This is a genomic window from Streptomyces sp. GbtcB7 (assembly GCF_019091445.1).
In the GTDB taxonomy this organism is placed as follows: Bacteria; Actinomycetota; Actinomycetes; order Streptomycetales; family Streptomycetaceae; genus Streptomyces; species Streptomyces mirabilis.
In genome coordinates, this window is sequence record NZ_JAGXJM010000045.1 from 1 (window position 1) to 18,875 (window position 18,875).

General features: G+C 68.7%; 18 protein-coding genes. 6 read left to right on the forward strand and 12 right to left on the reverse strand.

Features of this window, described 5'->3' with window-relative positions; all coding sequences use genetic code 11:
- Positions 1 to 677: MBL fold metallo-hydrolase (locus tag KVT44_RS46345; protein ID WP_217574216.1), on the reverse strand; the 677-nt coding region annotated here is incomplete at its 3' end.
- A 102-nt stretch (positions 678 to 779) separates the two neighbouring features.
- A complete protein-coding gene (locus tag KVT44_RS46350; RefSeq protein ID WP_217574217.1) occupies positions 780 to 1,763 on the reverse strand; it encodes an aldo/keto reductase in 984 nt (327 codons plus the stop codon).
- Between the two features lie 96 nt (positions 1,764 to 1,859).
- On the opposite strand from KVT44_RS46350, the gene KVT44_RS46355 reads away from it, so the two are divergent.
- The gene (locus KVT44_RS46355; RefSeq protein WP_217574218.1) at positions 1,860 to 2,447 is read left to right on the forward strand and encodes a TetR/AcrR family transcriptional regulator; all 588 of its coding nucleotides are present in this window, start codon (positions 1,860 to 1,862) and stop codon (positions 2,445 to 2,447) included.
- A 231-nt stretch (positions 2,448 to 2,678) separates the two neighbouring features.
- Here KVT44_RS46355 and KVT44_RS46360 read toward each other — a convergent pair whose 3' ends face one another.
- The 9 genes from KVT44_RS46360 to KVT44_RS46400 form a co-directional block, all read right to left on the reverse strand.
- A complete protein-coding gene (locus tag KVT44_RS46360; RefSeq protein WP_217574219.1) occupies positions 2,679 to 4,178 on the reverse strand; it encodes a long-chain fatty acid--CoA ligase in 1,500 nt (499 codons plus the stop codon).
- 140 nt (positions 4,179 to 4,318) lie between these two features.
- A complete protein-coding gene (locus KVT44_RS46365; protein ID WP_190174752.1) occupies positions 4,319 to 5,098 on the reverse strand; it encodes a crotonase/enoyl-CoA hydratase family protein in 780 nt (259 codons plus the stop codon).
- Between the two features lie 42 nt (positions 5,099 to 5,140).
- Entirely contained in the window at positions 5,141 to 6,358 is a 1,218-nt protein-coding gene (locus tag KVT44_RS46370) for a CaiB/BaiF CoA-transferase family protein (protein WP_217574220.1), read from the reverse strand.
- An 82-nt stretch (positions 6,359 to 6,440) separates the two neighbouring features.
- Positions 6,441 to 7,730 carry an acyl-CoA dehydrogenase family protein gene (locus KVT44_RS46375; protein WP_217574222.1) on the reverse strand — a complete coding sequence of 430 codons (1,290 nt, stop codon included), beginning with the start codon at positions 7,728 to 7,730 and terminating at the stop codon, positions 6,441 to 6,443.
- 655 nt (positions 7,731 to 8,385) lie between these two features.
- Positions 8,386 to 8,883: a helix-turn-helix domain-containing protein gene (locus tag KVT44_RS46380; protein ID WP_217574224.1), complete on the reverse strand. Its 498-nt coding sequence runs from the start codon at positions 8,881 to 8,883 to the stop codon at positions 8,386 to 8,388.
- On the reverse strand, positions 8,880 to 9,185 hold the full coding sequence (locus KVT44_RS46385) for a hypothetical protein (RefSeq protein ID WP_217574226.1): 306 nt from the start codon (positions 9,183 to 9,185) through the stop codon (positions 8,880 to 8,882). Before KVT44_RS46385 ends, KVT44_RS46380 begins: the two co-directional genes overlap by 4 nt.
- Positions 9,186 to 9,191: 6 nt before the next feature.
- Positions 9,192 to 10,253: an LLM class flavin-dependent oxidoreductase gene (locus KVT44_RS46390; protein ID WP_217574227.1), complete on the reverse strand. Its 1,062-nt coding sequence runs from the start codon at positions 10,251 to 10,253 to the stop codon at positions 9,192 to 9,194.
- Entirely contained in the window at positions 10,253 to 10,777 is a 525-nt protein-coding gene (locus tag KVT44_RS46395) for an SRPBCC family protein (protein ID WP_190174746.1), read from the reverse strand. The genes KVT44_RS46390 and KVT44_RS46395 overlap by 1 nt, the downstream gene beginning before the upstream one ends.
- 238 nt (positions 10,778 to 11,015) lie before the next feature.
- Positions 11,016 to 12,122 carry an acyl-CoA dehydrogenase family protein gene (locus KVT44_RS46400; protein ID WP_217574229.1) on the reverse strand — a complete coding sequence of 369 codons (1,107 nt, stop codon included), beginning with the start codon at positions 12,120 to 12,122 and terminating at the stop codon, positions 11,016 to 11,018.
- 109 nt (positions 12,123 to 12,231) lie between these two features.
- Between KVT44_RS46400 and KVT44_RS46405 the strand changes: the two genes are divergently transcribed.
- The 4 genes from KVT44_RS46405 to KVT44_RS46420 all read left to right on the forward strand — a co-directional run bounded on the left by KVT44_RS46405 (position 12,232) and on the right by KVT44_RS46420 (position 16,778).
- Positions 12,232 to 13,467, forward strand: a complete 1,236-nt coding sequence (locus KVT44_RS46405; RefSeq protein ID WP_217574231.1) for an acyl-CoA dehydrogenase family protein — start codon at positions 12,232 to 12,234, stop codon at positions 13,465 to 13,467.
- A 10-nt stretch (positions 13,468 to 13,477) separates the two neighbouring features.
- Positions 13,478 to 14,542: an AMP-binding protein gene (locus tag KVT44_RS46410; RefSeq protein ID WP_217574233.1), complete on the forward strand. Its 1,065-nt coding sequence runs from the start codon at positions 13,478 to 13,480 to the stop codon at positions 14,540 to 14,542.
- A gap of 140 nt (positions 14,543 to 14,682) precedes the next feature.
- Positions 14,683 to 15,384: an alpha/beta hydrolase gene (locus tag KVT44_RS46415; RefSeq protein WP_217574234.1), complete on the forward strand. Its 702-nt coding sequence runs from the start codon at positions 14,683 to 14,685 to the stop codon at positions 15,382 to 15,384.
- 674 nt (positions 15,385 to 16,058) lie between these two features.
- Entirely contained in the window at positions 16,059 to 16,778 is a 720-nt protein-coding gene (locus KVT44_RS46420; protein ID WP_217574236.1) for a hypothetical protein, read from the forward strand.
- 124 nt (positions 16,779 to 16,902) lie between these two features.
- Here the strand turns inward: KVT44_RS46420 and KVT44_RS46425 are convergent, their stop codons facing one another.
- The gene (locus KVT44_RS46425) at positions 16,903 to 17,454 is read right to left on the reverse strand and encodes a TetR/AcrR family transcriptional regulator (RefSeq protein WP_254650827.1); all 552 of its coding nucleotides are present in this window, start codon (positions 17,452 to 17,454) and stop codon (positions 16,903 to 16,905) included.
- 92 nt (positions 17,455 to 17,546) lie between these two features.
- Between KVT44_RS46425 and KVT44_RS46430 the strand changes: the two genes are divergently transcribed.
- A complete protein-coding gene (locus KVT44_RS46430) occupies positions 17,547 to 18,794 on the forward strand; it encodes an MFS transporter (protein ID WP_217574238.1) in 1,248 nt (415 codons plus the stop codon).
- Positions 18,795 to 18,875 lie beyond the last annotated feature (81 nt).

The following is an 18,875-nucleotide window of genomic DNA, read 5'->3' on the forward strand; positions in this document are numbered from 1 at the left end:
AGGATGTCTCCCACGATGTAGGCGGATTCGGTGCGGGTGCCCGACGGATCCCGTACGACGATCGCCAGATGTCCGGGTGTGTGCCCGGGTGTTGCTTCGACGGTCACCCCGGGCGCGATGGTGTCGCCGCTCTTGACGAACTCGACGACGCCGTCGAGTGGCTTGAGTACTGCTTCGGCGTCCGGTCCGCCCAGGGCTGCTGCGCTCGTTGACCAGTACTGCCACTCGTCTTGCGACATCAGGTGGCGTGCCCGGGCGAAGGTGAGGTCCGTGGGTGAGCCTGTTGGGGACCCGTTCGGGAGCGGCGCGACATCGCTGGTCCAGCCGACGTGATCGAGGTGCAGATGGGTGAACACCACCGTGTCGATGTCGTCCGCGGACAGTCCTTCCTCGGCGAGGTTCCGCAGAAGCGAACCGCCCTTGAGCTGAGCGACGCCGGGCACGTCCACGTCGATCGTCCCAACGGCCAGATCCACGAGAATCCGCTGGTTTCCGGCGCATATCAGGAAGGAACCGAACGAGAGGATGAGCTGCCCGTCTTCGAGGAACCCGGGGCGCGTCGTCCAGTCCACGCCCGGGAACGGGACGTCTGGATTGTGTGCGCCGAAACCGTCGGGGAGGTAGGTGATCGTCGTTCCGCCGATGGTGATCCGGGACCGTATGGCCGGCTGGGGCATGGGGGCCTTTCGAGACGCGAGGGCTTGGGACTGTGTGTGTGGGGGGGCGGGGCAGGGGTCTTCTGGACCCGCGATGGGGTCTTGTGAGGCGCAGGCCGGCTCTCAGCCGTTGAGCGTCCCCATGTACTCGGGTGCGTAGCGGTCGCCGGTGACCACGCCGTGCGGGGCGACCGCCTCGATCGCGGCGATGTCGTCGGTGGTGAGGGTGACCTCGGTGGCGGCGATGTTCTCCTCGAGGTAGCGGCGGCGCTTGGTGCCGGGAATGGCGATCGCGCCCTGGTGCTGGACCCAGGCCAGCGCCAGCTGGGAGGGCGTGACGTTCTTGTCGGAGGCGATGCGGCGGACCTCGCGGACAACGTCCAGGTTGCGGTCGAAGTTCTCGCCCTGGAAGCGGGGGTCGGTCCGGCGCCAGTCATCCGCGGCGAAGTCGTCCGGGCTGGTGATCGCGCCAGAGAGGAAGCCGCGGCCCAGCGGGGAGTAGGCGACCAGGCCGATCCCGAGCTCCCGCAGGGTCTCGAAGACGCCGTTGTGCTCGATGCCGCGCTCGAAGAGCGAGTACTCGCTCTGGACGGCGTTGAGCGGGTGGACGGCGTGGGCGCGCCGGATGGTCTGTGCGGAGGCCTCGCATACGCCGATGTGGCGGACCTTGCCCTCGGCGACCAGTTCGGCCAGCGCCCCGACGGTCTCCTCGATCGGGACGTTGGGGTCGATGCGGTGCAGGTAGTAGAGGTCGACGTGGTCGGTGCCCAGGTGCCGCAGCGAGCGGTCGAGGGCCCGGCGGACGTACTCGGGCCGGCCGTTGAGGGCGACCATCCGACCGTCGTCGGTGATCTCCATGCCGGTCTTGGTAGCGACCACGGCCGCTTCACGGCGTCCCGCAAGCGCCTTGCCGAGAAGCTGCCCGTTGATGAAGGGTCCGTAGCTCTCGGCGGTGTCCAGCAGGCTGACGCCGAGTTCCAGCGCGCGGTCGATCGTGGCCAGCGACTCGGTCTCGTCGGTGGCGCCGTAGAACGCGCTCATACCCATGCAGCCGAGGCCTTGGGCTCCGACGGTCAGGCCCTGGCTGCCCAGTGCGCGGTGTTCCATGAGAGTCCCTCCGTAACTAACTGGATAGATACATTACCGTAGACCCGCGGGTTGTCAGTGTCAATAACTAGATAGTTACTTGCTAGGGTTGCACGTATGCCACGGGACTCCAGTGCCACCAAGGCCCGGCTGCTCGACGCCGCCTTCACCGAATTCGCCACCTACGGCATCGCCGGTGCCCGAGTGGACCGCATCGCGGAGGCCGCGGAGGCGAACAAGCGGCTGATCTACGCCTACTTCGGCAACAAGGAGCAGTTGTTCGACGAGGTGTTGCGACAGGCAATGACGGCGGGAGCCGAGTCGGTGCCGTTCGACGTCGAGGACCTGCCCGGATACGCCGGTGCGATCTTCGACCACCTCGTTGCCCGGCCGGACCTGATGCGCCTACGCCTATGGAAACTGCTGGAGCGCCCCTCCGCCACCGGACTCGAACCGGGCGCCTTCCAGCGCAAGGCCACCGAAGTGGCCGACGCGCAGCAGCGTGGCGAGCTCGCCCAGGGGATGGAGCCCGCCGATCTCCTGATCATGGTTCTCGCCGCGGCCCAGGCGTGGTTCTGGGCCGCCGAGGACGTCGGCCCCGAGGAAGTCAGCCAGTCCTGGTCGCCGCAGCGGCTGGCCCTGCACCGCTCGGCAGTCGTCGAGGCCGCCCGCCGGATGAGCGAGCCGAAGGCCGCCGGCGAGTAGCGGCCACTGCGGGCACGCACGGCGTATGGCGGGTGCGTCTCGGCGTCATCAACAACGGCGTCACCATCGACCGCGTCACCGCGTCACCGCGTCACCGCGACCTCGCCGGTCCCGCGCGGGTGACCTGCGCCGGGGGATCGACGGCGCCTCCGGCGATCTCCTGCTCCGTCAGTGAGGAAGGTACCGGGGCGGGCGTCGGGCAGATCGCAGACCCGCCCCGGCCCAGTCGCCTCATCGCCTGTCCAGCTCGGGCGGCGGGACGATCTGCCGCTTGAGGATCTTGCCGGTCGGTCCCTTCGGCAGCGCGTCCGTGATCCATACCTTCCGCGGATACTTGTAGGCGGCGACCTGATGCTTGACGTATTCACGCAGTTCCTCGGCCGTGGTTCGGGCGCCCGGCCTGAGAACGACCGCCGCACCGACCTCCTCACCGAGATCGGAGCTGGGCAGGCCGATGACCGCGGCGTCGGCGACCGCCGGATGCTCGTACAGCACATCTTCGACCTCGCGGGGATACACGTTGTAGCCGCCCCGAATGATCACGTCCTTCGTCCGTCCGATGATCCAGAAGTACCCGTCCTGGTCGACCCGGCCGATGTCGCCGGTGTAAAACCAACCGTCCCGGATCGTGGCGGCGGTCTCCTCGGGGCGTTGCCAATACCGCTTCATCACGTTGTGCCCGCGGATCGCGATCTCGCCGCTCTCCCCGTGCGGTACCTCCCTGTCGTTGGCGACCACCCGCATCTCGACGCCCCGGATCGGGGTGCCGACCGAACCGGGCTTGGGTCCGGCCTGCGAGGTGTTGAACGAGGCGACGGGCGAGGTCTCCGACAGCCCGTACCCTTCGAGCACGACGCAGTCGAACGCGGCCTGGAAGTCGTGCAGCACCTGGACCGGCATCGCCGCGCCGCCGGTGAGGGACACGCGCAGCCGGGAGACGGGGTACGCGTCTCGGTCGGGCTCCCCCACCAGCCTGCTGAACACTGTCGGCACCCCGGCGAAGACGGTCACCCCGTGCTCGCCGAGGATTCCCAGTGCCTTCCCGGCGTCGAAGCGCGGCAGCAACGTGAGGCACGCGCCGGAGGCGACGGCGGCGTTGAGGGTGCAGGTCTGTCCGAAGGCGTGGAACAGGGGCAGCCCACCGAAGATCACGTCGTCGGCGGTGAGCTGGAGCAGTTCGCCCGCCACGATGTCGCGGTTGCGGGTGAGGTTGGCGTGGGTCAGTTCGGCGCCCTTCGGCTGACCGGTCGTTCCCGAGGTGTAGAGAATCACCGCGGTGTCGTCCTCGTGCCGGTCGGCCAGGTCCTCGACGGACGGGGCGGACGTGAGCAGAGAATCGAATGCGCCGGGACTGACGACGACCACCTCGGCCTCGGCCTCCTGCGCACCGGCCCGTGCCTCGTCGGCGAAGGCGTGCCAGGCGAACAGGAGTCGGGCGCCTGAGTTGCCGAGGTAGTAGGCGACCTCGCGGGACTTGAGCAGGGGGTTCATCGGGACGACGATGCCGCCGGCCCGGAGTACGCCGAAGTACGCGAGGGCGAACTCGGGGACGTTGGGCAGCATGATCGCAACTCGGTCCCCGGGCTTCACGCCATGGTTGTGGAGCAGTCCGGCCATGTGGGCGCTGCCCTGGTCGAGCGTGCGATAGGACACGACGGCGTCCTCGAGACGGAGCGCGGCGCGATCCGGATGAGTCCGGGCGCTGCTCACCAAGTGGGATGCGAGGTTCATGCCGGCTCCTCTCCTCGACTTTCCGGGGCTTTCGGCCGCGCAGCCCCTTGAGTACCTCGGCTCGAACGCTCCTTCGCGTCAGCCCCCCCATGAAACGCACCGGTGTGTCGGCCATCGCAATGACGGAGCCGGGGCGGGTGTCAGCGGCCCTGCCAGTGCGGCGAGCGCCTCTCGGCGAAGGCGTGGGCGCCCTCCTGCGCGTCGTGGGACGCCATGACCGGTGCGACGATCCGGTCCTGCTCGACAAACGCGTCCTCGTCGCTGAACGCTCGCCGCTCGTTGACGACGCGTTTGATGGCAGCCACGGCCAGGGGCGCGTTGTGCGCGATGCTGGTGGCCAGTTCCAGGGCCCGCTGCAGGGCCTGGCCCGGTTCCGTGAGGTGGTTGACCAGGCCCAACCGCTCGGCGCGTTCGGCGGGCAGAGGCTCGCCGGTCAGCAGTAGCTCCAGGGCGATGTTGCGCGGGATGCGCTCGGGCAGGCGAACCATGCCCCCTTCGGGTGGCACGATGCCGTAGTGGACCTCGGTCTGACCGAAAGTGGCGTTCCGCGCGGCCACGATCATGTCGCAGGCGAGCGCCATCTCGGTCCCGCCGCCCAGCGCGTAGCCCTCGACGGCGGCGATGAGCGGGGTCTTGATCCGGGCGCGGGTGATGCCGGCGAAGCCCCGTCCTTCGACGATGGGCTTGTCTCCGGCCGCGAAGGCCTTGAGGTCCATACCGGCGCTGAAGACGCCGCCGACACCGGTGAGGATGCCGACCAGGAGGTCGTCACGGGACTCCAGGTGATCGACGGCAGCCGCCAGGGCCCTGGCGGTGGCCCCGTCGATGGCGTTGCGAGCCTTCGGCCGGTCGATCGTGATCACGAAGATGCCGTCGGTCTCCTCAGTTCGTACGGTCGGTGTGTCGTTGGCCGTAGTCATGTTGATGATTCCCTTCTTCCGTCGTGTTGCTGAGCCGCGGCTTCAGGCGACTGCTTCGGCCTTGCGCAGCTCCTCGATTCCGGCGGCGTCGAAGCCGAGGTCGCGGAGCACGGATTCGGTGTGTTCGCCCAGGTCGGGGGCCGGGCCCGGGCGGACCTTCTGTTCCTGGTCCAGTCGGACGGGGCTGTCGACGGTCAGGTGCGGGTTGTCGCTGCCGTCGTCGATCGGCACGAACACCCGGTTGGCGAGGAGCTGGGGGTCCTGGGCGCACTCTTCGAGCGTCTGGACGACCCCGTACGTGAGGCCCGCGGCGTCGAGCAGCTCGCGCCACTCGGCCAGGGAGCGAGTCGCGAACGTCTTGTCCAGCAGGCCAACGATCTCGGCCGCGTGGGCGCGGCGGCTCGGGGTGTCGGCGTAGCGCGGGTTCTCCGCTGCCTCGGGATGACCGATGGCCTTGAGGAAGGGCGGGACCTGCTTGTCCTCGTTGGCGAAGCCGAGGACGATCCAACGGTCGTCCGCCGTGCGGTACATGTTCACGAGTGCGTTGGGCGGGTCGGACCGGTCGATGGGGCGGGGGGGCTTCGCCCCGACCAGTACGGCTTGCAGCCACATGCTCGCCGCCCAGGCGCCTTCGGCGAGCAGCGAGGCCGTGACGCGTGCGCCCTGGCCGGTCTTCTCCCGCCGGTACAGCGCGGTCATGATTCCGGCGAACAGGGTGATCGCCGTGGAGTGATCGCCCGATCCGAACGCGTTCGTGGCCGGCGCCACGTCCCTTTGGCGTGTGAGGTCCATCAGTCCGCTGCGCGCCCAGTACGCCGTCACGTCGAAGCCGGGCAGATGCGCGTCCGGACCTTCCTCGCCGAAGCCGGTGACATCGGCGTAGATCAGCCGGGGATTGAGGGGGGCCAGAGCGTCGTATTCCAGGCCCAGCTTCTCGCGCGTCCGCGGCGGGAAGTTCGTCACCAGCACATCGGCCCACCGCACCAGACTCTCGAGTACGGGCCGGGCGCTGGGCGACTTGAGGTTGAGCGCGATGCTGCGCTTGTTGCGGTTGTCCAGCTGCCAGGGGTAGTTGACCCCTTCGACCTGGGGGTTGGGAGGGATGCGGCTGAGCGAACGGTATGCGTCGCCCATGTGCGGTGGTTCCACCTTGACGACGTCGGCGCCGAAGTCACCGAGGACGGTGGCCGCGGCGGGCCCGGCAATGAAACTGGCGAGATCGACGACGTGCAGTCCCTCCAGGAGGGGTGTGTTGCTCATGACTACTCCTTGTCCTCAGTGGGGTCGCACGCGGCGCCCGGGGTCGACCAGCTGTCACGGGGCGCCGCTATACACACCGGGGTCAGTGGCTCGGCGCCATGGGCACGAAGGCGTTGTAGCCGGTGATGTCGCGGCCGACGATCAGCGCCTGCACGGTGTCGGTGCCCTCGTACGTGTCGATCGCCTCGATGTCGCACAGGTGCCGGGCGACGTGGTAGTCGAGCAGGATGCCGTTGCCGCCGAGCATGTCGCGGGCGTCGGCGAGGATGGCCCGGGCCCGTTCGGTGTAGTGCATCTTGGCCAGCGCGACCCGGGGCATCGAGTATTCGCCCTCGTCCAGGAGCTGGCTGAGCCGGAACTGCATGCACAGCATGTCGGTGATGTCCGCCAGCATCCGGGAGAGCCGGTACTGGACGAGCTGGAAGGCGGCCAGCGGCATCCCGAACTGTTTGCGCTGCTTGGCGTAGGCCAGGGCCGTCTCGTAGCCCGCGACGGCCGCGCCGATCGACTCCCAGGCGACGCAGAAGCGCGAGGCCAGAAGGACCTTCTCGGTGTCGCGGAAGGTGTTCACGTTCGCCAGCCGGTTCTCGGCGGGCACCCGGACGTCGGTGAGGGAGATCTGCGCGTTCTGGACACAACGCAGAGCCGTCTTGCCCTTGATGACCTGGGCGTCGAACCCGGGTGTGCCCTTTTCGACCACGTAGCCGCCCACATGCCCGTCGTCGCCACGGGCCCAGATGATCACGTAGTCGGCGAAGCTCGCGTTGCCGATCCACCTCTTGTAGCCGTTGAGGACGTAGGAATCACCGTCCCGGCGCGCGGTCGCCTCCAGCTTGACCACGTCCGTGCCGTGCGCGGGCTCGGTCAGGCCGAAGGCGCCGATCTTCTCCAGACGTGCCATCGGCGGCAAGAAGCGTTCCTTCTGCTCCTCGGAGCCGAGCAGTCCGATCGACGTCATGGCCAGGGCCGAGTGGACCCCCATGAACGTCGACATGCTCAGATCGCCCCGGGCCAGTTCGAGGATCACCAGGCCGGCCGTCAGGTTGCTCATCCCGGGGCAGCCGTGGCCCGCAATCTGAAAGCCCGCGAGGTTCAGCTGCGCCAGCTTGGGCACCAGCTCGAAGGGGAACTCCGCCCGCTCCCAATACGGGTTGATGATCGGGGTGACCTCCTGGTCCATGAACTCGCGGACCTTCTTCCGAAGGGCCCGTTGCTCGTCGGTGATCAGGTTGTCCAGCAGGTAGTAGTCGGAGTGCTCCGGTCCGCCCAGTACCGGCGGCTCCACCCCGGACAATTTTCCGTTGCCGCTCGGGTAAGCGCCGTTCGACACGGTCTGACCCGGGTTGACCGCTGAGCTCTGTGTCGGCTTCATGTTCCGCTCCTTCAGATCGATCTCGATCGAGGATCCGATGGCGTCATTACGTACGACGCTAGGTCGGAGCAGAGGCATAGCCACTGGGCGTGGAATACTACGTTTCTGACCGATTTGGTGTTCTCGTGCCAATTTGACTGGCTATCCCTGCGCGTCAGCCTTGCGGCACGGCACAGAAGATCTACGCCTCGGCGAGGTCAACCGCTTCGGCCGCGAGTACGGCATTGCGCACAGCCCGGCTCGGTCCAGGGCTGATGTGCCTCCGGACGCCGACGACCTGCCGTCAGCGTCCGGCGAGGCCGTGGATGACGCGAGGCCTACGCAACGACCTCGCCGCCCCAAATCGCTGGTCGCGGTGGCGCCGCATCGAACCGCAGCGAGGCCGGCAAGGACCCGGCAGAGTGGCTGCCGAGCCCCGAAGTGACGTGCCGCTGTCTGTCGGAGTGGGTCGGCGCCAGAAGCGATGGGCCCTGACCGCCGACGCCGACGACGCAGCCGCGCTGACCCAGTTCGTCGAGGCCTGCCTGACCACAACCGTCGTTTGCCGGACCGCCCTCCTGAACGACAGCCTCCGCCGTGAAAAGACGCGGTCCGCGAGGGAACGCCCCCAGACGCGCCGCGGCCGCCGTGGCGTCGCTGAGGGCCTGGGTCGCTCTCAGGCGGTGAAGCGACTCTGGATGTCCGGGCGCTCGGCGAGGTGCTGGGGATAGCCAGGGCCGAGGCGCGGGTGGGTGTCGTCGGCTGTCATCGGTTCCTTGCACGAGGCGCAAACGACCTCGGCGTCGCTCTGGTGACCGCAGCGGTCGTGGTGGAAGACCACCGGCGGTCCCTGCTCGCCGCTGAGCCAGCGGTTGCCCCAGGTGTTCATGGCAGCCAAGACACCGAAGAAGTCGCGCCCCTTCTCCGTGAGCACGTAGTCGTAGCGCACCGGCTCGTGCTGGTAGGCCTTCTTCTCCATGAGGCCCTCATCGACCAGGCGGCGGAGACGGTCGGCCAAGGTGTTACGAGCGATGCCGAGCTCCTGCTGGAACGCGTCGAACCGCTTGATCCCGTAGAAGGCCTCCCGCAGGACCAGCGGCGTCCACCAGTCCCCGAGCATGTCCATGGTGCGCGCGACTGAGCACGGCCAGTTCGCGAAAGAGGTCCGCCTCATGGCCTCAGCATATAGGTCTCACCATAGGACTCGGCATTTCGGACCTGTGGATCCGCAAGCCGAGCGGTGGGTAGCCACAGGGTTGGTCGCCACCGCGGCGACACGCAACGGTGGTCGAGCGTCAGATCGATGGCGACGGTCTTCGTCGGCACGTCGCCGCCGCAGACCAGGACGTCTTCGTGGTCCAGCAGCGCCATCTCGCTCCAGACGGACGGCGGACAGGTGGTTGACGCCCCCACCGGTCGGGCGCGCAGCGACGCGACCGGCTCCGCATGACCGTCGTACGGCACTTCGAGCAGCACTACGTTCTACCGGCCCGGCTCGCGCTCCATGGCACGGACCAGGTCGAGGGCCCGGCCCAGGGTGGTGAGCCGGGCGTCCAGGGTCTCGCCGGCGGGGTAGAAGCGAACGGTGTCGACGCCGGCGTCGCGCCACACCCGCAGCCGGTCCCGCACCATGTCCTCGGTGCCGATGAGCGTGGTGCCCAGCACCATCTCGTCGGTGACCAGTTCGGCCGCGCCGTCCCGGTCGCCGGCCTGCCAGCGCTCGCGGACCTCGGCGGCGACGTCGGCCCAGCCCTGGCGGCTGTAGGCGTTGTTGTAGAAGTTGGTGCTCGCGGAGCCCATGCCGCCCAGGCTGAAGGCCAGTTCCTTCTTCCGGCCGGCCACCATCGTCCGCAGTGCGTCCTCGTCCTTGGCGAAGGCCACCTCGGCGCCCTGGCAGATGTCGAAGTCCGCGCGTGAGCGGCCGGAAGCGGTGAGGCCCGCGTCCAGGTGGTCGAAGTAGGCCTCTTTGGCGCCCTCGGGCACGAAGCTGGTGCCGAGCCAGCCGTCGGCGATCTCGCCGGTCAGTTGCAGCATCTTGGGCGAGAGGGTCGCCAGGTAGATCGGGATGTCGTGCTCGGCGCGCATTGACAGGCGCATGGGCTTGGCATCCCCACCGGGGAGCGGGATCTGGAACTCCCGCCCGGCGTAGAGGACCTTCTCGCCCGCGGCGGCCTGCCGCACGATCTCGACGGTCTCCCGCATCCGTGACAACGGCCGGTCGAAGGGTACGCCGTGCAGTCCCTCGATCACCTGCGGGCCGGATGGGCCGAGTCCCAGCAGGAAGCGCCCCTGGGAGATCTGCGACAGGGTGATCGCCGCTCGGGCGATGGCCATCGGCGTGCGGGTGGCGAGCTGGATGATCCCGGAGCCGAGCAGCATGCGCTGCGTCCGGGCGGCGAGATACCCCAACGGCGACGGTGCCTCGGATCCCCACGCCTCCGCCACCCAGCAGATGTCGAGGCCCAGCTTCTCCGCCTCGATGACGAAGTCCACCGTCTCCGGCCAGCTGCCCCCGGATGCCTCGATCGTGGTCGACGTACGCATCACACACTCGCCTTTCCGGACTTCTCCGCAAGCTTCTTGATCGCTGTGAGAGTGACGCCGATGTTGGTCTCGAACTCCCGCATCCGCACGAAGACGATCTTCTGTTCCTTCTCCGGCATGCGGTCAATGGCAAACGAAAGACCGGAGCGGCCCGGTCCCAGCTGCATCCACTGCCGCAGCAGCGTCCCGCCGTCCTTGGGGTCGAGGGTGAATCGCCAGATCGCCGAAGGCTGCTCGGGGTCCTCAACCGCCCAGGCGAACACCCTGGGCGGCTCGTACTCCACAACGTGGGAGGTGGTGGCCCACTCACCCAGCGCCTCGTGGCTGCTCCGGCCTACGAAGCGGACCCCCGGCGCGGGCTGTGTCGCCCCGTCCAGCCACTCCACCGACTGCAACTCCGCGCTCAGGCTCGGCATCAGCTCGATGTCGGTCACCAGCCCCCACACCCGTTCCGGCGGGGCGGCGATCCAGATCGGCACCTCGACCGTCGGCTTGTCCGCGTAGCACGCGCCCGTCCATTCCATGGCCCGGCGGCCTCCTCATTCGGTGGTGAAGATCCCCGTAGAGTAGGGATCTGAACAGTCAAGTTGTGTAGATAGACTTTGTGTCAAGCTGTGGGCTGCGGCGCTACCGGGCAACTGCCGCAGCCCGCAGCCCGCAGCCCGCAGCCCGCAGCCCGCAGCCCGCAGCCCGCAGCCCGCAGCCCGCGAACCGCGCAGCCGCAGGCCGCCCGCCGCGATGTGACAGCCCGTAAGGCCGATGTCAGGACAGATACGCCGATCCGAGAAGGCGGTCGGCGAGTACGTTGAGCCGGTGGGCCGGCGAGCCGAGTAGTGAGCGCCGCGCACGGGCGCGCCTGAGCAGTACGTGGGACCGGTGCTCCCAGGTGAAACCGATGCCCCCATGGGTCTGCAGGGCGTCGGCCGTCACTGCCTCGACCGCGTCGGCCGCCGCCGCGAGCGCGGTACGAGCCGCCACGTCGGTGTCAGCACGCTTGCCGTCGAGGGCTTGGGCCGCCCCTCGGACGAGCATCCAGGCGGCGTCGAGCTGGACGGACCGGTCGGCGAGTACGTGCTTGATGGCCTGAAACGATCCGATCGGCCGACCGAACTGCCGACGCTGCCCGGCATACTCAACGGCGCCGTCCAGTGCGCGTCGCCCGGTGCCGATGAGCTCGGCTGCCAGCACGGTGAGCAGGCGGGCGGCCGTATGGGCGCCGAGCGGTCCGAGCGGTATGGCGGGCGCGCCGGTCAGCCGCAGGCTCGCCATCGGCTCGGTGACGTCCAGCGACGCCACGGAGGTCCGTTCGGTGGTCGGTTCGGCGAGCTCCACGAGGACCGGCCGCGCTGGGGCGCTGCCCTCGTCGGCGAAAGCCAGCAGCAGTTCGGCGTCGAGGCCGAACGGCACCGCTGTCAGCATGCCGTTCGCCGCCGAGCCGTTCAGTGTCAGTGCGCCCGCGCGCCGGCCGGGCACCATGTCGGCAGGGAAGGTCTCCCAGGCCGGTACGGCGACGGTGGAGCCGCCCACGACGTCGGCCAGCGCGGCCCGCGTGGCGGGACTGTCGGCGTGCTCGGCCAGCACTGCGGCGACGGTCGCGGTGGCGGCGAACGGGAGGGTCGGCAGGGCCGACCCCACCTGCTCGGCCAGGACACACAGGTCCGCCACACCGCCACCCGAGCCGCCCAGTCTCTCGGGCACGCCCAGGCCGAGCAGTCCGAGTTCGGCGAGTGAGGCCCATAGCTCACGGCTGAGGGTCTGAGGGATGGCGTCCCAAGGCGGAGGAAGGGTGTTCCTGCGGGCGTGGGCGGCGAGCAACCGCTCTGCGGTTCGGCTCAGTTCGAGCTGTTCGTCGGTTGGCGCGAAGCGCATCGGGGCCCTCCTCACGTCGGGGGAAATCCACGGCGCCCAGCATTGACTAGTGAGTCTATCTACGCAACTGTTCTGGTCATTCGCTTACCGAAGACACCAGGAGGCTTTGGTGGAACCGCAGGGCAGCGAGCGGGCCGAGCGCTTCCGCGCTTCGGTGCGGGCATTCGTGACGGACCTGGTCCCGCCGGACTGGCGGGGCATCGGCGCCCTCGACCCGATCGAGCGCGAGACGTTCCAGGAGAAGACGCGGGCCGCGCTCGCCGAGCGCGGCTGGGTTGCCCCGGCATGGCCGCGGGAGTACGGCGGCGCCGGCCTCGGACCGGCGGAACTGGTCGTCGTCATCGAGGAGTTGACCGCAGCCGGCATTCCTTCCGGCTCGGACAACGACGAGTTCGGCATCACCATGCTGGGCAATACCATGCTGCGCTGGAGCGACCCGACCCTATTGCGCCGGTTTCTGCCGAGGATTGTCTCCGGCGAGTACGTCTTCGCGCAGGGCTTCTCCGAGCCGGGCGCCGGCTCTGACCTGGCCTCGCTCTCCCTGCGGGCCGAACCGCACGGCGACCAGTGGGTACTGAACGGGCAGAAGCTGTGGTCCTCCGGCGCACACAAGGCGAACTGGACGTTCGTCCTGGCCCGGACCAATCCCGACGCCCCGGCGCACCGCGGCATCAGCATGCTCCTGGTCCCCTTGGACCAACCTGGCATCGACATCCGCCCGATCCGCAACCTCACCGGCGAGGCGGACTTCAACGAGGTCTTCTTCGACAACGCGACAACCGAACTCGGCCTGGTCGTGGGAGAGGTCGACCGCGGCTGGACGGTTGCGATGACGCTGCTGGGCTTCGAGCGCGGCGCGACCGCGCTCAAGGCGCCGATCCGCTTTCGCAACGAGTTGGACCGGCTGATCGAGCTGGTCCGGGAGCGCGGGCTGCACCGCGACCCCGACATCCGCCGTCGGATCGCCTGGTGCCATGTCCAGGTCGAGCAACTGCGCTGCCATGGACTGCGCACCGCCGCCACACTGATCGCCGGAGAGGAACCTGGCCCCGCCGCTGCCGCGTTCAAGCTGCTCTGGAGCGAGTACCACCAGCGGGCCACCGAGCTGGCCGTGGACGTCCTCGGCCTGGACGCGCTGACCCCGACCGGGCGGTCCTCGCCGAACTGGTTCCACACCGACGACCCCGGCGCGCCGAACTCGTCCGCGTCCTGGACCAGCGTCTACCTCAACGCCCGCGCCGGCACGATCTACGCCGGCTCCTCCCAGATCCAACGCGGCATCGTCGGGGAGCTGGTGCTCGGCCTGCCGAAGGAGCCCCGGCCCGCGCCCACTGCCGCATGCTGACTGCCGAGGAGTGTCTCTGATCATCCGCAGTCACTACCCGGACATCGCCATCCCGGAGGTCTGCCTGCCGGAGTTCCTGTTCGCCGAACGCGGCACCGATGACGCCGACCGCCCTGCCTTCATCGACACCTCCCGTCGCGGCTACAGCTACGGTCAGTTGACCGCCGCAATCGGCCGGGTCGCGGCTGGTGTGGCCGAGCGCGGTCTGGGCCGCCACGACGTGGCCGTCGTCTTCTCTCCCAACTGCCCGGACTACCCCGCGGTCTTCCACGGTGTGCTGAGCGCCGGCGCCGTCTGCTCACCGGCCAATGCGCTCACACCGGCCGAACTGGCCCATCAACTCCGCGATTCCGGCGCCCGGGTGCTGTTCGCCTCCGCCGATTCCCTGGACCGGGCACGCGCCGCGGTTGCCGAGGACAAGGTCCGGGTGGAGGAGAGCATCGTGCTCGGCTCAGCCCGGGGTGCGCCGGGCTCGGTCCGGGAGGCCGGCTTCGACGAGCTCCTGGCGTGCACCGTCCCGACTCCGAAGGCTGTACTCGGCGGCGACGACCTTGCCGCGCTGCCCTACTCCTCGGGCACCACGGGCCTGCCCAAGGGCGCCATGTCCACCCACCGCAACCTGGTTGTCGGCGTGCTGCAGACCCAGCCGCTCACCCTCCTGGGCCCCGACTCGCGGATGCTGGCAGTGCTGCCGCTGTTCCACATCCACGGCGTCACGGGTCTCATGAACGGCACCTTGTACAGTCGAGGCCGCATCGTCACCATGCCGCGGTTCGATCACCAGGTCGCCCCCGCCGAGTTGGAGGCCCTGCTGCTCACCCACGGCGGGATCTCCGACGCCGCTGTGGTGGAGGTGCATCACGATGGAGTGGAAGTGCCCAAGGCATTGGTCGTGCGCCGCGCCGCCCACCCCGGTCTGGATGCCGAGGAGGTTCAGGCGTTCGTTGCGGCCAGGGTCGCGCCGTACAAGAAGGTCCGGCTGGTCGAGTTCCTGGACCAGATCCCGAAGTCCTACTCTGCGGACGATGCCTTCGCGAAGCCCCGGTCCGGCCGGCGGGTGTGGCATCGGCGGTAATGCCTACGTCAATGACGAAAACGTCAGCCGCGTGGTGCACTCCTCGGCAGGGACCGATGTCGTGCGCACCGCCGCTTCGGGGTGCGACCGTGTCCCTGTGACGGCTTCATGTGAGCCGTGGACGAGCTCACTCGGCTCGTGTGCCCGAGCGGTTCGCTCGGTCGACGAAAGAGGACGATGAGATGTCTGTGCATGTGATCGTGTTGCCAGGAGGCGGTTATGAGGTGCATGCCGCGCACGAGGCCGAGCCGATCGTCGATTGGCTGAGCGGGTTGGGCTTGGAGGCGAGCGTGTTCCGGTATCCGCTCAACTCGCGGCATCCAGCGCCGCTCGCGGCACTTCAGACCGAGATCCGGCGCCTGCGGGACAAGGGGGCCGACACGATCGGGGTCGTGGGCTTCTCGGCCGGTGGGCACCTCGCGGGCCTGGCGGCCCTCGCTCCGGACGTCGATGAGCGGACATCCGTTCAGTTCGCTGTTCTCGGCTATGCGATCACGTCGATGGAGACCGAGACGTACCGTCCTTCGCGGCTCATTCTGCTGGGTGAGGACGCGTCGCCGGAGCTGCGTCGTTCGATCTCGCTCGACGCGCTGGTCACTCCGTCGGCTCCTCCGTTCTTCCTCTGGCACACGGCGGAGGATCCTTATGTTCCGCCGGAGCACACCTATCGCCTTGCTGCGGCGTTGGCCGCCGACAATGTGCCCCACTCGGTGCACGTCTTCCCCCACGGCCCCCACAGCCTGGGCCTTGCTCATGGGGCTGGAGAGGCATCGACATGGCCACGCCTCGCCGCGTCATGGATCGGCGAGCAGACCGGTACTCGAACGCCTCACGGAGCTTGACAGCGCCGGCCCCATTGCGATGCCGGGGAGCCTGATCGGGAGTTCCCTGGGATGTCAATCGAGGAGGGCATCGACGCCGCCACAGTGAGGCCGCGCGATCGAACTCCCGCTTCCTGACGTCATGCGGACCTCCGCTTTTCCGAAGGATTCCGATGCACCAGACCTCAGACTCAGACAGAGCGGAACAAGGCCGTCATCCTCGAGATCCTGACGACCGCGTTCAGCTCCAAGGACTTCACCGCACTGGACCGACACCTGCATCCGGACTTCGTGCAGCACAACGCGTTCATCCCGCCGGCCAAGGCCGGGCTCGTTTCGAAGACGGCTTGGTGGTGAAGCACTGGGACGTCCTGCAGGACGAGGTGGCCGCGCAGGACACCGTCGAGGGCAACCCCATGTTCACCAACCCTCAGGCCGGCTGGGCCGACCGGCAGGCGTGACTCGGAGACGCGACGGCTCGTGTACGCACTCCGAGTCGGCGCCCGACGTAAGCCCGACATCGACCCCGGCGAGACCCCCGCCGACCCCACGGCACGCCAACCTGATGCCGGGGCACGGCGTCCACTCCGCCTCTCGCGGCGGCTTCGGCTGCATGCCCGCCGAACGCGCGCCACAGGCGAACGCCGCAGGAACATCGACACACAGACAGCGTCACTCACCACGGAGGCCTACCCATGACGAACCTGTTGGATCTTGTTCTTGAGGCCCATGGCGGCCTCCGGCGGTGGCGAGAAGCAGGAACCATCCACGCCAAGGGGTCCATGGGCGGACTCCTGTGGACCCTTCGCGGCCAGCAGGGAATCCTCGCCACGGCCGACATGACCGTTGACGTGCAGCAGCAGCGCGTGGTCTTCGAGGGCTTCACCGGCCCGGAACTACGCGGTGTATTCACGCCCGGCCGAGTCGCGATCGAGAGGCGGGACGGCGAGGTCGTGGCCGAGCGGACCTCCCCACGGGAAGCCTTCGCCGGCCACGGCCCGGACACCCCCTGGGACCAGCTCCATGTGCTGTACTTCGCGGGCTTTGCCATGTGGAACTACCTCACGGCTCCCTACCTGCTGACGCGCCCCGGCGTTGCTGTGGAGGAACTGGAGCCCTGGCAAGAAGCCGACGAGAGCTGGCGACGGCTGCGGGCGACCTTCCCTGACGCTCTCGCGACACACGCCAGGGAGCAGATCTTCTACTACGACACCGCCGGGCTGCTGCGCCGTCATGACTACGCAGCCGACGTACTCGGCGGCGCGCCGGCTGCGCATCTGTGCGAGGAGCACGCAACAGTGTCGGGACTGGTCTTCCCGACTCACCGGTACGTCCTGCCCGTTCAGGAGGATGCGCGGGTCCTGCCCGAGCCGGTGCTCGTCGCCATCGATCTCACCGAGATCTCTGTTGCCTGACCACGTTGTCTGACTGAGCGGCGCCCGACGGGAAGTTGTGTGCGCCGCACGCATCGGGTTCCCGGGAGAGTCGACCCGAGCGGGCGACGACTGCGACCGGTGTCGTCGGTTTGCGTGGTGGGGGTCAGGTGGAGCGGTCGCAGAGTTCGTCGACGTAGGTGTGCGCATCCGTCTCGGGCAGTGTCCAGGGCAGGAAGATGGCTCTGTAGATGATGGGGGCGACCAGCAGGTCGATGACCTGGTCGCCGGTGAAGGTGCTGCCGGGGCGTGCGGCGAAGCCGGCTGCTTCTGTCCGGCGGTCGCGCAGGCAGTCCGATTCGTCCTCGCCGGCTGCGGCGGCCCCGCCGCGCAGGAGGGCGGCGTTCACCGGGACGCTGTAGTGGCTGATCAGCTCCTGTGCCCAGGTGGTCAGATCGGCGCGCAGGTCCCCGGTGTCGGGAAGGCCGCGGTCCGGGTCGAGCCGGTAGGTCGCCAGGTCGTTGACCATGGTCCGGGCGTCGCCCCAGCGCCGGTAGATGCTCGAGTGATTCACTCCCGCACGCTCCGCGACCATCGGGATGGTGACGGCGTCACTGCCCCGTTCGGCGATCAGTTCCTCGACGGCCTTCCTGATGGACGTCAGCACCGCGGCGCTGCGGCCTCCGGTGCGCCGCCGCGGGGACGATTCTGCAACCATCCACCCACTATAACGCACACCACTTGGCGTTAAGCCTCCTCCGGGTTTACAGTGATGCTAATGCACAAAGCTTGGCCTTAGGAGGCTCTGAGGTGTCCCTCACCGAATCAAGGCATGACCGCAGCCCCGGCCTCGCGGCCTCTGAGCCCGGCCGGTCCCGCAGGCTGCTTCCCCCTTCCGCTGCGTTCGCCGGGTCGGCTGCTGTCTTCGCAACGTTGTACGTGGCCGCAGGCGCACCCACCCCGCTGCTGGTCGTCTTCGAGCAGCAGTGGCATTTCCCCGCCTGGGTGCTGACGGTTGCCTTCGCTTCCTACGCGCTCGGCCTGCTGGCGGCACTGCTGGTCGCCGGATCGCTGTCCGACCACATCGGACGCCGACCCGTCCTGGTCGGCTCGCTCCTTGTGGAACTCGGGGCGATGCTCATGTTCGTCTTCGCTCCGGACATCGGTTGGGTCATCGCAGCCCGCACGATCCAGGGCATCGCCACCGGCGCGGCCACGAGCGCCTTCTCCGCCTCGGTCGTGGAACATGCCCCGGAACGCCACAAGAAGCTCGGCACCATCATCACCAGCATCGCTCCGGCGGGCGGGCTCGGCCTGGGCGCCCTGCTGACCGGCGCGGCGGTCCAGTTCAGCAGCCACGCGACGGCGATCGTGTTCACGGCCCTTGCGGCGATCATGGTCCTCGGCACGGGGGTTGCCGCGTTCTCCGCGGAGACCGTCTCCAGGCGTCCCGAAGCGGCACGCACCCTCATTCCCCGCGTCTCCATCCCCCGGGCCGCACGTGGTGAGTTCCTGGCGAGCATTCCCGTTCACATGGCCGCATGGATGCTGGCCGGCCTCTTCATGGGGCTCGTGCCCACCATCATCCGGGACCTGCTGGGCCTGCACAGTGGTCTCCTGAACGGTGCCACGGCTTTCGTCGAGCCCGCGGCAGCCGCCGTGGCCGGCCTCTTCCTCGGCCGTCTGACAGCACGCCGCACCATCTTCGTGGGCGGCGCGGGTGTGCTGTTGGGAACCGCAGTGATCGAGGCCGGTGTCGCCACGGGAATGCTGTCTCTGCTGTGGGTGGGAGGCATCATCGGCGGCGTGGGCTTCGGTGCCTCGTTCTCCGGCGCCATCCGGACCATCGCTCCGCTCGTACAGCCCCACCAGAGGGCAGGGCTCTTCGCATCCATCTACCTGGTCGCCTACCTGAGCTTCGGAGTGCCGGCCATCATCGCAGGACTCCTGATCGCTCCGGTCGGTCTGCAGGGCACCGTCCTCGGCTACGGTGTCGCCGTCCTCGTCGCCGCAACCGCTGGCCTGGTCGCGCAGTACCGCGTCAATGCACGCAGCTGACCCGGCAAGCGCGCAGGTTGCTGGGGGCCACACGTCCGGCGGCGGGCAGGCGGCTGGTCGACGTCCTGCACCGGGATCGGG